This window comes from Microbacterium sp. (assembly GCF_011620665.1).
In the GTDB taxonomy this organism is placed as follows: domain Bacteria; phylum Actinomycetota; class Actinomycetes; order Actinomycetales; family Microbacteriaceae; genus Microbacterium.
Map to the genome: position 1 here is coordinate 1 of NZ_WOYQ01000001.1, position 12,466 is coordinate 12,466.

Below are 12,466 nucleotides of genomic sequence, written 5' to 3' on the forward strand. Positions count from 1 at the left end.
GTTCGCTCCGGTCACGTAGGCCTGGTGGTGCTTGTCATGATGCAGCTGCATGATCTTGCCGCTGATGTGCGGCTCGAGCGCAGCGAAATCGTACGGGAGATCGGGGAGGGTGTACTTCGACATACTGTCTTCTTCCTGTCGGCGCCGCGCCAGCGCGCGGCGAAGGGACGTGAACATCCTATTGACAGGGACAACCCGTTGGGCAGGGGGTTGCTTCCCGACAGCCGACGTGACACGCCGCTCCTGCGAGGGTGGGTCAGTCCTCCATGCCGTCCGGGACGGCGGACTCGGTGCCCGGGACGCCGTCCTGAGCTGCTTTCTTGTCGGCCATCGCCAGGAGGCGACGGATGCGACCGGCAACGGCATCTTTGGTCATCGGCGGATCGGCGTGGTGACCGAGCTCGTCCAAGCTTGCGTCGCGGTGGGCCAGACGAAGCTCGCCTGCCTCGCGAAGGTGGTCCGGCACGTCGTCCGCGAGGATCTCCAACGCCCGCTCGACCCGTGCGCACGCAGCGACGGCGGCTTGCGCGGAACGACGAAGGTTCGCGTCGTCGAAGTTCACGAGGCGGTTCACCCCCGCACGGACCTCTCGCCGCTGCCTCAGCTCTTCCCATGCGCCCGCGGTCCGGGCGGCACCCATCTCTGCCAGCGCGACGCGAATCGCATCACCCTCGCGCACGACGACACGCGGTACTCCACGCACCTCACGGGCCTTCGCTGCAATGCCGATGCGATGCCCGGCACCGACGAGCGCCATGGCCGCCTCCCCGGATGGGCTTCCGATCTCGAGCGCCGCAGAGCGTCCCGGCTCGGACAGCGAACCGGCCGCGAGGAATGCACCCCGCCATACCGCCGCGAGGTCCGGTCGAGCGCCGGTCGTGAGTTTGTTCGGAAGCCCTCGGACCGGCCGGCGACGAGTGTCGAGCAGTCCGGTCTGACGAGCGAGGGTCTCTCCTCCGTCGATGACCCGGACGGCGAAATGACCGCCTGCCCGCCCGCCGGACGCCTGGACGCGGTGCAGCTCGGGGCGCACACCGTAGATCTCCATCAGGTCGCGAGCGACGCGCCGGGCTAGAGCCTCAGACTCGACCTCCGCCTCCACCGCCACGCGTCCCGCGATCGAGTGCAAGCCGCCGGAGAACCGAAGAAGCGCCGTCAGCTCCGCAATACGCGCCGTCGGACGAGGGTCGCGAACACCCGCCAGCTCGGTCTTCACGTCAGCGGTCAGCGACACAGCGATCCTTCAGAGTGGGGCAGGGACGAGAGTCCAGCCTACTCGCGGCCGAGGTCGCGATGTTTCACCCGGACGGCCACCCCTGGGACTTCGGCGAGGCGATCGGCCAGCTCCAAGGCCGTCACGACGGACCGGTGCTTGCCCCCCGTGCAGCCGACCGCGAGGACCGAGTGCCGCTTGTTCTCGCGCTGGTAACCCGCGAAGACGGGCCGCAGAGCGAGCGCGTACGCGTCGATGAACTCGAGCGCGCCGGGCTGCGAGAGCACGTAGTCGCGCACCGGCTTCTCTTCCCCCGTGTGGACCTTCAGCTCGGGGATCCAGAACGGATTCGGCAGAAAGCGCATGTCGGCGACGAGGTCGACGTCCGTCGGCAGACCGTATTTGAACCCGAAGCTCATGACGGTGACCGTATGCCGTGCATCGCCGTCCTCGCCGAAGAGATCGATGATGCGTGTCGCCAGCTGGTGGATGTTGAGGTCGGTCGTGTCGACGATGACGTCCGCGCTCTCTCGGATGACGGCGACGCGGGCGCGCTCGCGCCGGATGCCGTCGAGGATCGTCCCCTCGGCCTGCAGCGGGTGAGGGCGCCGCACCGACTCGAACCGCCGAACGAGAACTTCGTCGGATGCGTCGAGAAAGAGCACTCGCAGAGGGCGACCGTGACGAAGCGACTGTGCCACGGCGGGCAACTCGCCGAACAGATCGCGCCCGCGCACATCCACGACGACGGCGACCTTCGGCAGCGCCTCCCCCGCGAACTCGGTGAGCTCGAGCAGGTGCGGCAGCATCTGCGGCGGAAGGTTGTCGACGACGTACCAATCCAGGTCCTCGAGCGCGTTCGCCGCGGTCGTCCGCCCAGCGCCGGACATGCCGGTGACGATCAGCACCTCGCCCACTCGCTTCTCGTCGGGTGTAGCCACCGTGACTCTCCCCAGGTTCGTCGCGTGGATCGCGGTGCCAGCCTACCGATTCGCGAGGTGGCGATGGACCGCTTCCGCGAGTGCGGGCCCGATGCCGGGAAGCTCCGCGATCTGTTCGGGCGTGGCTTGAGAGAGCTTGGCGACAGATCCGAAGTGCCGCAGAAGGGCTTTGATGCGGATCTGACCGAGTCCCGGCACGTCGCTGAGCACGGTGGTGATGTCGCGCTTGCGTCGTGACCGCTGATGCGTGATGGCGAAGCGGTGTGCCTCATCGCGCAACCGCTGGAGCAGATAGAGCGCCTCGGAGGTGCGTGGCAGGATGACGGGGTATTCCTCTCCCGGCAGCCAGACCTCCTCCAGCCGCTTCGCGATGCCGCACAGCGCGATCTGCGGGCCGTCGGAGTCACGCAGAGCGCGAGCGGCAGCTTCGACCTGAGGTTTGCCTCCGTCGACGACGAGCAGCTGCGGTCGATACGCGAACCGCGGCTTCTTCCGCACCGTCACGACAGGGGCGGCCTCCGCTCCGACGGATGATCCCGTCAAGGGGTCGTCCGCATCGATGTGCGCGAGGCGCCGAGTGAGGACCTGATAGATCGAGTCGGTGTCATCGGTGGTCTCGGGAACGCCGAAGGAGCGGTACTGGTCCTTCCGGGGCAACCCGTCTTCGAAGACGACCATCGACGCCACGACGTTCGTTCCGCCCAGGTGTGAGACGTCATAGCATTCGATGCGCAAGGGCGCCTCCTCGAGCCCAAGCGCCTCCTGCAAGTCAGTCAGCGCCCGCGTCCGCGCCGTGTAATCAGTCGTGCGCCGCATCTTCTGCAACAGGAGCGCCTGCTCGGCGTTGCGGGTCGCCGTCTTCATCAGCTCGGCCTTCTGTCCGCGCTGCGCCACCTGCAGGGCAGCACGGCGGCCGCGCCGTTCGGTCAGCCACTGCTCGATGTCGCCGGCATCGTCCGGCAGCACGGGCACGAGCACCTGACGGGGGATGTCGTCGGCCGATGCATCGCCGTAAGTGCGCTGGAGCACCTGATCAACGAGGTCGGCGCCGGCGATGTCGAGCTCCTTGTCGATCGTCGTCGCCCGCACACCCCGCACACGGCCGCCCCGCACGATGAAATGCTGGACCGCCGCCGACAGCTCGTCTTCTGCGATGCCGAACAGGTCGGCATCCGTGTCGTCGGACAGAACGAGCGCGCTGCGCTGAAGAACGGCATCGATCGACTGCAGGCGGTCGCGGTACAGCGCAGCAGACTCGTAGTCCATCGCTGCCGAAGCCTCGCGCATTCGCTTCGTCAGCTCTCTCGTGAAGCGCCGATCTCCGCCGGACATGAACGCGACGAAGTCATCGACGATCGCGCGGTGCTCTTCCACCGTGACCGTCATGGAGCACGGGCCGCCGCACCGGCCGATCTGACCTGGGAAGCATGGCCGGCCGGTCGCCATGGCCTTCTTGTAGGACGCGTCCGAGCATGTGCGGATCGGAAACACCTTGATCATCAGATCGATCGTGTCGTGCACGGCCCAGATCTTCGGATACGGGCCGAAGTACTTCGCGCCGCGGATGCGGCGGTTTCGGGTCACGATGACGCGCGGCGCCTCATCACCCAGTGTGATCGCCATGTAGGGGTAGGACTTGTCGTCCTTGTAGCGCACGTTGAAGGGCGGCGAGAACTCCTGGATCCACGTGTACTCGAGCTGCAGGGCATCGACATCGGAATCCACGACGGTCCACTCGACCGATGCGGCGGTGAGGACCATCCGACGCGTGCGCTCGTGGAGCGTCTGCAAGGGAGCGAAGTAGTTCGACAGTCTGGCACGCAGGTTCTTGGCTTTGCCGACGTACAGCACGCGTCCTTGCGCGTCGCGAAAGCGATACACGCCGGGCTCGGTGGGAATCTCCCCCGGCTTCGGCTTGTACGGAAGTGCGTCGGCCATCTCAGCCGGCCTTGCGCGCCCTCTGGGCGGCTGCGAGCCTCTTCGCAGGCGCCGGCGCGCGCCCCGCCGCCAGGACTTCCGCCAGGAACACGCCCGTATGGCTTGCCCCGACGCGCGCGACCTGCTCGGGAGTGCCGACCGCGATGATCTCCCCACCGCCGGCGCCACCCTCCGGACCGAGATCGATGATCCAGTCCGAGGATTTGATGACGTCGAGATTGTGCTCGATCACGATGACGCTGTTGCCTTTGTCTACGAGTCCGTTCAATACTTCCAGGAGGCGCGCGACGTCCTCGAAGTGCAGGCCCGTCGTCGGCTCGTCAAGCACATAGATGCTGCGACCGTTGGACCGACGCTGCAGTTCGGTCGCGAGTTTGACGCGCTGCGCCTCGCCTCCGGAGAGCGTCGTGGCCGACTGGCCGAGTCGCACGTACCCGAGCCCGACGTCGACGAGCGTCTTGAGATAGCGATGAATCGCCTGTATCGGCTCGAAGAACACCGCGGCTTCGGAAATCGGCATCTCGAGGACCTCGGCGATGTTCTTGCCCTTGTAGTGGACGCTCAGGGTGTCGCGGTTGTACCGCTTGCCATGACACACCTCGCAGTCGACGTACACATCGGGCAGGAAGTTCATCTCGATCTTGATCGTGCCGTCGCCCGAGCAGGCTTCGCAGCGCCCGCCCTTGACGTTGAAGCTGAACCGGCCAGGCTGATAGCCGCGAACCTTCGCATCCGGTGTTTCGCTGAAGAGCGTCCGGATGCGATCGAAGACCCCCGTGTACGTGGCGGGGTTCGACCGGGGGGTGCGCCCGATGGGTGCCTGATCGACGTGCACGACCTTGTCGAGATTCTCCAGTCCCGTCACCCGCGTGTGCTTACCTGCGACGCGTCGCGCGCCGTTCAGCCGGGTCGCGAGGACTTCATACAGAATGCCGTTGACCAGCGACGACTTGCCCGATCCGCTCACTCCCGTCACCGCGGTGAGCACTCCGAGCGGGAAGTCGGCTGTCACATTCTTGAGGTTGTTCTCTCGCGCCCCGACGACCGACACCATTCGGCTCTTGTCGATCTTGCGGCGCTTCTGAGGCGTCTCGATCCTGCGGCGACCGCTGAGGTAGTCGCCAGTCAGGGAAGATCGATCCTCGAGCAGGCTCTCCAGCGGCCCAGAGTGGACCACATGGCCACCATCGACGCCGGCGCGGGGACCGATATCGACGACCCAATCCGCTGCGTGGATCGTTTCTTCGTCGTGTTCGACGACGATGAGCGTGTTGCCGAGCTCCTTGAGCCGCACGAGAGTCTCGATCAGGCGACGGTTGTCACGCTGATGCAGCCCGATCGACGGTTCGTCGAGCACGTACAGAACGCCGGTCAGTCCCGAGCCGATCTGGGTGGCGAGTCGGATGCGCTGTGCCTCGCCGCCGGAGAGGGATCCGGCCGCGCGCGACAGGCTCAGGTAGTTCAGACCGACCTGGATGAGGAAGTCGAGTCGTGCGCGGATCTCACGGAGCACCGCGGCCGCAATCTTGGCCTCGCGATCGGTGAGATCAAGGGCTGAGAAGTACTCCTGCGCCTCCCCCAGGCTCAGGCGCGACGCATCGGCGATGGAGTGCCCATGCACGCGCACCGCGAGCACCTCCGGCTTCAGGCGGTCACCCTTGCAGACGGGGCACGGCACCTCCCGGAGGTACTCCGACCACCGCTGGCGCTGACTGTCCGACTCGGCCTGCGTGTACTGCCTCTGGATGTAGGGGACGACACCTTCGAAGCCCGACGAGTACCGCATTTCTCGCCCGTAGCGATTCTTCCACTTCACTGTGACCTTGTAGTTCTCACCGCGCAGGATCGCTTCTTGCACCTCGGGCTTGAGGTCGCGCCATGGTGTGTCGAGCGAGAAGTCGAGGTCATCGGACAGGCCGGCGAGAAGCCGTTCGTAATACTGGTAGAGCCCCTTGCCCTGCGTGGTCCACGGGATGATGACACCCTCATTGAGCGAGAGTGCCTCATCGCCGAGCATGAGGTCTACATCCACGGACATCCGGGTGCCGAGGCCCGAACAGGCGGGGCACGCGCCGAACGGCGCGTTGAATGAGAACGTCCGGGGCTCGATCTCGGTCAGCTGCAGAGCGTGGCCGTTGGGGCAGGCCAGCTTCTCGCTGAAGCTCTGCCATGCGCCGTCGCCCTCTTCGTCGACGAAGTTGACCTGTACGACCCCGCCGGCAAGGCTGAGCGCGGTCTCGACCGAATCGGTGACGCGGCTGAGGATGTCGGGCGCCGCAACCAGGCGGTCGACGACGACGGCGATGTCATGCTTGTAGCTCTTCTTCAGCGCCGGCGGCTCGGCGAGCTGAATGAGGTCGCCGTCGACGACGGCGCGTGCATACCCCTTGGCCGAGAGCTCCTTGAAGAGGTCGACGAACTCGCCCTTCTTCTGTGCGACCACCGGCGCCACGATCTGGTAGCGCGTGCGTTCGGGCAGCTCCATCAATTGGTCGGCGATCTGCTGAACGGTCTGCCGCTGAATCTTCGTGCCGCACTCGGGGCAGTGCGGCACGCCGATGCGCGCCCACAGTAGTCGCATGTAGTCGTGGATCTCGGTGATCGTGCCGACGGTCGACCGCGGGTTGCGGTTGGTCGACTTCTGGTCGATGCTGACGGCCGGCGACAGACCCTCGATGAAGTCGACGTCGGGGCGGTCGACCTGTCCGAGGAATTGTCGGGCGTACGCGCTCAGCGACTCGACGTACCGGCGCTGACCCTCGGCGAAGATGGTGTCGAATGCGAGGCTCGACTTGCCTGATCCGGATAGGCCGGTGAACACCACCAGCGAGTCTCGCGGAATGTCCAGATCGACGTTCTTGAGGTTATGAACGCGCGCTCCGCGGACACTGATCTTCGACGAGGCAACGGGAACGATAGGCACCGACCAAGTCTAGGTGGGGGCTCCGACACCGAGTCCCGGGTGCGCTGACGGCGAAGTCCCTGCACACCGAGGCGAACGGATGATGCGCTCTGGGTTGCCGGCAGCGGGTGCTCGCGCCCGTTCAGGCGTGACCGGCGCGCTCCATGGCGCGCAGCTCCTTCTTCAAGTCCTGCACCTCGTCGCGCAGGCGTCCCGCGAGTTCGAACTTGAGTTCTGCCGCCGCCGCCAACATCTGACCAGACAGGTCCTGGATCGTCGCCTCGAGCTGATTGGCGCCCTCGGCCGCGATTCCCTCTCGGCGGAGCTGGGGCGTCGGCGACTTCCCCTTGCCGGACTTGTTCTTCTTCGAAAGCATCGCCTCGGTGTCCGATGCTTCCCGGGAGAGGGCATCGGTGATGTCGGCGATCTTCTTACGCAGCGGCTGCGGGTCGATGGCGTGCTCCAGGTTGTACGCGACCTGCTTCTCTCTTCGACGGTCGGTCTCGTCGATGGCCCTGCGCATGGAATCGGTCATGTTGTCGGCATACATGTGGACTTCGCCCGAGACGTTGCGCGCGGCACGCCCGATAGTCTGGATGAGCGAGGTTCCGCTTCGGAGAAACCCCTCCTTGTCGGCGTCGAGGATCGCGACGAGAGACACCTCGGGGAGGTCAAGTCCTTCGCGCAGAAGGTTGATGCCGACCAGCACGTCATATACACCTTGGCGAAGCTCGGTGAGCAACTCGACCCGACGAAGCGTGTCGACATCGGAGTGGAGATAGCGTACGCGGACGCCGTGCTCACCCAAGTAGTCGGTCAGCTCCTCCGCCATCTTCTTCGTGAGCGTTGTCACGAGCACGCGCTCGTCACGCTCGACCCGCAGCCGGATCTCTTCCAGCAGATCGTCGATCTGACCTTTGGAGGGCTTCACGACGATCTCGGGGTCCACCAGCCCGGTCGGACGGATGATCTGCTCGACCACGCCGTCGGCGATCCCCATCTCATAGCGACCCGGGGTCGCAGACAGGTAAACGGTCTGCCCGATCCGCTGCTTGAACTCATCGAAGCGCAGGGGACGGTTGTCGAGCGCGCTCGGCAGGCGGAATCCGTGATCGACCAGCGTGCGCTTCCTCGAGGCATCGCCCTCGTACATCGCACCGATCTGCGGGACGGTCACGTGCGACTCGTCGATGACCATCAGGAAGTCATCGGGAAAGAAGTCGAGGAGCGTGTGCGGCGGCTCGCCGGGCGACCGTCCGTCGAGGTGACGCGAGTAGTTCTCGATCCCCGAGCAGAACCCCAGCTGCTGCAGCATCTCGAGGTCGAAGGTCGTCCGCATCCGGAGGCGCTGCGCCTCGAGCAGCTTGCCCTGGTTCTCGAGCTCCTTCAGGCGCTCCGCCAGCTCGGTCTCGATCGTCCCGATCGCCCGATGGACGGTGTCGGTGCCGGCGACATAGTGCGATGCCGGGAAGATCGGTATGCTTTCGAGCTTCTGCACGACGTCGCCGGTGAGCGGATGCAGCATGTAAAGCGCTTCGATCTCGTCACCGAACAGCTCGATGCGGATCGCATACTCTTCGTAGACCGGGATGATCTCGATCGTGTCACCGCGCACGCGGAAGTTCCCCCGGGAGAAATCGACGTCGTTGCGGTTGTACTGCATCGCGATGAACTTGCGGATGAGCGCGTCGCGGTCGTACCGCTCCCCCACTTGCAGAGCGACCATCGCTCGCAAGTACTCTTCGGGCGCGCCCAGGCCATAGATGCATGAGACCGTGCTGACGACCACAACGTCTCGCCGGCTCAGCAGCGAATTCGTGGTGGAGTGCCGCAGTCGCTCGACCTCCGCGTTGATGGAGGAGTCCTTCTCGATGAAGGTGTCCGTCTGCGGCACGTAGGCCTCAGGCTGGTAGTAGTCGTAATAGCTGACGAAGTACTCGACGGCATTGTTCGGCATGAGTTCGCGGAACTCGTTCGCCAGTTGCGCCGCGAGCGTCTTGTTGTGCGCCAGGACCAGCGTCGGCCGCTGTACCTGTTCGATGAGCCAGGCCGTCGTCGCCGACTTTCCTGTGCCGGTGGCCCCCAGCAGCACGACATCGGTTTCGCCGGCGTTGATGCGGCCGGCGAGCGCAGCAATGGCCTGCGGCTGATCACCGCTGGGCTGGTATTCGCTGATCACCTCGAAGGGCCGGACGGAGCGCGTGGTCTGCATCACTCCAGCGTAGGCGGAGCCTCCGACACCGGGACGATCGTTCGCCGTCGGCGTCAGGCGTCCTCGTCTTCGCCCGACTCGAAGTCGCCGACAGCGAAGTCGTCCCACTCGATGTCAGGATCAGACTTCCGGTTCGGCTTCCGGGTGAATCCGTGCACCATGACTCCTCTCGACGGTGGAGCTCGAATGATGGTGCAACCGTAGCCGCTGCCGATGAACGGTCCGTTGCGGAGCCGTGTCGGCACGATCTCGACTCTCCGGCATACCCTGAGAACGTGCTGGAGTTCCTCGTCGGATCAGGATTGGCTGCTGCGGCGGGCCTGAACGCCTGGATGCCGCTGTTTCTGCTGGGTGTGATCGATCGCTTCGGCGTCGGCATCGCTCTGCCCGAGAACTGGGCCTGGCTCTCGAGCGACGCGGCGCTGTGGATCACCGGCATCCTGCTCGTCGTCGAGATCGTCGCCGACAAGGTACCCACCGTCGATTCCGTCAACGACGTGGTGCAAACCGTCATTCGGCCGGCCGCGGGGGGCGTGGTCTTCGGTGCCGGCACAAGCGCCGAGACACTCCGCATCGATGACCCTGCCGCGTCCTTCTCCGATAACGGCTGGATGCCGGTGCTGATCGGCGTCGGCATCGCGCTTCTCGTGCATCTGGCCAAGGCCGCCGCTCGTCCGCTCGCAAACGCGGCAACGGCGGGACTCGCGGCGCCCGCGCTGTCTGTGGCCGAAGATGCGTCTTCGTTCGCGCTGACCATCGCCGCGATCTTCGCGCCGATCCTCGCCGGCCTCATGCTCGCCGGCCTGATCGCCGGGCTCATCGCGATGCTGCGCCGGCGTCGCTCGCGCCGTTGGCCGCAGCCATCGAACGGCGACGCACCTGTGTCGTCCTAGACCGCGCCGCGTCGCAGGCGATCCCACAGATGATCGACCTGGTCTTCCGTCTCGGCGAGCGTGCCCGCCGTGTCGATCACCACGTCGGCCACGGCCAGGCGCTGCTCATCCGAGACCTGCGAGGCGATCCGTGCTGTCGCGTCGGCCTCGGTGAGTCCGCGAAGCTCTACCAGCCGCCGTGTCCGGATCTCAGCGGGGGCATGCGCGACGACCACCTGGTCCCACGGGTCGTTCACCCGCGCCTCAACGAGGAGCGGCACGTCGTAGACGACGACGCCCGCGGGGTCATCCGCCACGGCTTGCGCGAGTCTCCGCGCCGACTCTGCCTGGACCGCCGGGTGCACGATCGCGTTGAGCCTGCGCAGCCTGACCTCGTCACCGAACACGAGCGCTCCCAAACCCGCGCGGTCAAGGGACCCGTCGGCCTGGATGATCCCCGTTCCGAACGCCTCGGCGATCTCGGCGAGGATAGGTGAGCCGGGGCTCTGCACATCTCGCACAATCTGATCGGCATCCACGATGACGGCGCCACGATCGGCGAGCAGACGAGCGATTGTGGACTTGCCTGACGCGATACCACCGGTGAGCGCGATCATTGCCATGAGACCACGATGCCATGCCGCGCACGAGAATCAGCCGCGATCAATGGCGTGAGGGCCATAAACCTCGGACTTCTCCGAGGCCCATGGCCCTCACGCAGGTTCAGCTCAGCGACCCGAAAGCTTCTCTCGGAGTGCCGCGAGCGCTTCATCATCAGCGAGCGTCCCGCCGCCGGTGGTGTCCGACGCGAACGACGGCGATGCCGAAGTGGTTTCGGTCGGGGCGTTGGTCTCGGCTTCGAGTGCCTTGGCGACGGTGGCCTTGTGCGACTCCCAGCGACCCTGGGCAGCCGCGTACTCCTGCTCCCACTTCTCGCGCTGGGCGTCGAAGCCCTCGAGCCAGGCACCCGACTCGGGGTCGAAGCCCTCGGGGTACTTGTACTCGCCGTTCTCGTCATACTCGGTGGCCATGCCGTACAGGGCCGGGTCGAACTCCGTGCCGTTGGGATCGACCGACTCGTTGGCCTGCTTGAGCGACAGCGAGATTCGGCGGCGTTCGAGGTCGATGTCGATGATCTTGACGAAGACCTCCTCACCGACGGAGACGACCTGCTCAGCGAGCTCGACGTGCTTGCCAGAGAGCTCTGAGATGTGCACGAGGCCCTCGATGCCGTCCGCGACACGGACGAATGCGCCGAACGGAACGAGCTTGGTGACCTTGCCCGGAGCAACCTGGCCGATCGCGTGAGTGCGGGCGAAGACCTGCCACGGGTCCTCCTGCGTCGCCTTCAGCGACAACGAGACCCGCTCGCGATCGAGGTCGACCTCGAGGATCTCGACGGTGACCTCCTGACCGACCTCGACGACCTCGGAGGCGTGCTCGATGTGCTTCCAGGACAGTTCCGAGACGTGCACGAGACCGTCGACGCCGCCGAGGTCGACGAACGCGCCGAAGTTGACGATCGACGAGACGACGCCCTTGCGAACCTGACCTTTGTGGAGGTTGTTGAGGAACGAGGTGCGCGACTCGGACTGCGTCTGTTCGAGCAGAGCACGGCGCGAGAGGACGACGTTGTTGCGGTTCTTGTCGAGCTCGAGGATCTTCGCCTCGATCTCCTGGCCGAGATACGGGGTGAGGTCACGCACGCGACGCAACTCGATCAGCGACGCCGGGAGGAATCCTCGGAGGCCGATGTCGACGATGAGGCCGCCCTTGACGACCTCGATCACAGAACCGGTGACGACGCCGTCGTCCTCCTTGATCTTCTCCACGTCGCCCCACGCACGCTCGTACTGCGCGCGCTTCTTCGACAGGATGAGGCGGCCTTCCTTGTCCTCCTTCTGGAGAACGAGTGCTTCGACCGCGTCGCCGACCTTCACGACCTCGTTGGGGTCAACGTCATGCTTGATGGAAAGTTCACGCGAGGGGATGACACCCTCGGTCTTGAAGCCGACGTCGAGGAGGACCTCGTCGCGGTCGACCTTCACAACGGTTCCTTCGATGAGGTCGCCGTCGTTGAAGGATTTGATCGTCAGTTCGACCGCGGCGAGGAAGTCTTCAGCAGATCCGATGTCGTTGATGGCGACCTGCTTGGTGGCCGGGGCGGTCGTTGCGGTAGTCATGTAGTGGGTTGTCCTTGTTGGGTTGGGGTGTCGGGCCTCGCGCGGTCAGCGGCTTGCGGACGTCCGAAGACGTACACAAGCCTCGAGCCGAAGCAGTTGGTTGAGAGTGCTCGTCATGAGCGCACGGCGATGCCGTCACACGAATGACACTCAACGATATCAGAACGCCCGCCTCGTCCGGCGAAGCGTCAGTCGCCGTCGACGT

At 65.5% G+C, this 12,466-nt stretch carries 8 protein-coding genes and 1 pseudogene; 1 reads left to right on the forward strand and 8 read right to left on the reverse strand.

Annotation, left to right across the window (positions count from 1 at the left end; all coding sequences use genetic code 11):
- The 6 genes and pseudogenes from QZV81_RS00005 to uvrB all read right to left on the reverse strand — a co-directional run.
- A pseudogene (locus QZV81_RS00005) lies at positions 1–123 on the reverse strand (superoxide dismutase); the annotation flags it as partial.
- Positions 124–256: 133 nt separating this feature from the next.
- Positions 257–1,234, reverse strand: a complete 978-nt coding sequence (whiA, locus tag QZV81_RS00010; RefSeq protein ID WP_292830604.1) for a DNA-binding protein WhiA — start codon at positions 1,232–1,234, stop codon at positions 257–259.
- Positions 1,235–1,272: 38 nt separating this feature from the next.
- Complete coding sequence (gene rapZ, locus QZV81_RS00015) at positions 1,273–2,154, reverse strand: RNase adapter RapZ (protein WP_292830607.1); 882 nt, start codon at positions 2,152–2,154, stop codon at positions 1,273–1,275.
- A gap of 42 nt (positions 2,155–2,196) precedes the next feature.
- On the reverse strand, positions 2,197–4,092 hold the full coding sequence (uvrC, locus tag QZV81_RS00020; protein ID WP_292830609.1) for an excinuclease ABC subunit UvrC: 1,896 nt from the start codon (positions 4,090–4,092) through the stop codon (positions 2,197–2,199).
- 1 nt (position 4,093) lies between these two features.
- Entirely contained in the window at positions 4,094–7,015 is a 2,922-nt protein-coding gene (uvrA, locus tag QZV81_RS00025) for an excinuclease ABC subunit UvrA (protein WP_292830612.1), read from the reverse strand.
- Positions 7,016–7,136: 121 nt separating this feature from the next.
- Positions 7,137–9,206, reverse strand: coding sequence for an excinuclease ABC subunit UvrB (uvrB, locus tag QZV81_RS00030; protein WP_292830615.1), 2,070 nt, complete (start codon positions 9,204–9,206; stop codon positions 7,137–7,139).
- Between the two features lie 275 nt (positions 9,207–9,481).
- Between uvrB and QZV81_RS00035 the strand changes: the two genes are divergently transcribed.
- The gene (locus QZV81_RS00035; protein ID WP_292830618.1) at positions 9,482–10,099 is read left to right on the forward strand and encodes a DUF4126 domain-containing protein; all 618 of its coding nucleotides are present in this window, start codon (positions 9,482–9,484) and stop codon (positions 10,097–10,099) included.
- On the opposite strand, the gene coaE is transcribed toward QZV81_RS00035, so the two are convergent.
- Positions 10,096–10,701: a dephospho-CoA kinase gene (gene coaE, locus QZV81_RS00040; protein ID WP_292830621.1), complete on the reverse strand. Its 606-nt coding sequence runs from the start codon at positions 10,699–10,701 to the stop codon at positions 10,096–10,098. The genes QZV81_RS00035 and coaE overlap by 4 nt on opposite strands.
- Before the next feature lie 105 nt (positions 10,702–10,806).
- Complete coding sequence (gene rpsA, locus QZV81_RS00045; RefSeq protein ID WP_292830624.1) at positions 10,807–12,261, reverse strand: 30S ribosomal protein S1; 1,455 nt, start codon at positions 12,259–12,261, stop codon at positions 10,807–10,809.
- Positions 12,262–12,466: the final 205 nt, after the last annotated feature.